The organism is Anoxybacillus sp. J5B_2022 (assembly GCF_026847645.1).
Taxonomy (GTDB): domain Bacteria; phylum Bacillota; class Bacilli; order Bacillales; family Anoxybacillaceae; genus Anoxybacteroides.
This window is the reverse complement of record NZ_JAPSMC010000140.1, coordinates 1-1,445: the sequence shown is the minus strand read 5'-3', so window position 1 is coordinate 1,445 and position 1,445 is coordinate 1. Positions and strand designations below refer to the sequence as shown.

The following is a 1,445-nucleotide window of genomic DNA, read 5'->3' as shown; positions in this document are numbered from 1 at the left end:
GGGCGTAAAATTCCGCGTAGGAGCGGAGGATCGAGTTGGATCCGAACACTAAATCGACACGTGTGGCGGTCCAACGAACTTCTCCTGTTTGACGGTCGCGAATGTCATACAAGCCGTCTTCTTTCGGTACCCATTCATAGTTCATATCGACGAGGTTGACGAAGAAATCATTCGTTAGCACGCCGATACGATCCGTGAATACGCCGTGTGGGAGATTGCGATACGTTGCCCCTAACACGCGCAACCCGCCAACTAATACGGTCATTTCCGGAGCAGTTAAGCCAAGCAACTGGGCTTTGTCAACAAGAAGCTCTTCAGAACCAACGCTATATTTTTTCTTTTGATAATTACGGAATCCGTCCGCAACCGGTTCCAATACGGCAAAGCTTTCGACATCTGTTTGTTCTTCTGTTGCGTCGCCTCGTCCAGGCATAAACGGTACGCGAACGTCAAAGCCAGCATCGCGTCCGGCTTTTTCGACAGCGGCGCTACCGCCAAGTACGATTAAATCAGCGATGCTCACTTTTTTCGGAAGCTCACGTTGAATGTCTTCGTAAACAGCAAGCACTTTGGCGAGTTGTTCCGGTTCGTTCACTTCCCAATCTTTTTGCGGAGCGAGTCGAATGCGCGCACCGTTTGCTCCACCGCGCTTATCGGAGTTGCGGAACGTGCTAGCCGAAGCCCAAGCCGTTTTCACAAGCTCGCTGACTGTTAGTCCTGATTGTAAAATGCGCGTTTTGATGTCTTCGATTTCCGCATCGGTTAATTCAACATCGACTTCTGGAATCGGATCTTGCCAGATAAAATCTTCCTTCGGCACTTCCGGACCGAGATATCTCGTTTTTGGCCCCATGTCGCGATGAATAAGTTTAAACCACGCGCGCGCAAACGCATCGGCAAATTCCTCTGGATGTTCATAGAAGCGGCGAGCAATTTTTTCATATGCTGGGTCGAACCGTAACGCTAAATCGGTCGTCAGCATCATCGGCGGTACTTTCACATTGGCATCTTCCACATCAGGTGCTAAATGTTCTTCTTTTAGATTCACTGCTTCCCATTGATACGCACCAGCTGGGCTTTTCGTTAGCTTCCATTCGTATTCAAAAAGCAACTCGAAATAGCTGTTATCCCACTTCGTCGGCGTCAGTGTCCAAGCACCTTCAAGACCGCTTGTAATCGTATCGCGACCTTTTCCTTTTCCATACGTGCTCATCCAGCCTAATCCTTGCGCTTCAATCGGAGCAGCTTCTGGATCAGGACCGACATGCGAAGCATCGCCAGCACCGTGCGCCTTACCGAACGTATGACCGCCCGCGATGAGTGCCACTGTTTCTTCATCGTTCATTCCCATCCGTTTAAACGTCTCGCGAATGTCACGCGCCGCCGCAAGCGGATCAGGGTTGCCGTCCATACCCATCAAGTTAAGAATTTGGGCCTTTGTACAC

General features: G+C 50.2%; 1 protein-coding gene. It reads right to left on the bottom strand.

Translation table 11 applies throughout. From position 1 onward, the window contains the following. On the bottom strand, positions 1-1,445 hold a 1,445-nt coding region (gene katG / locus M4I42_RS16830; RefSeq protein WP_268853184.1), incomplete at both ends, for a catalase/peroxidase HPI.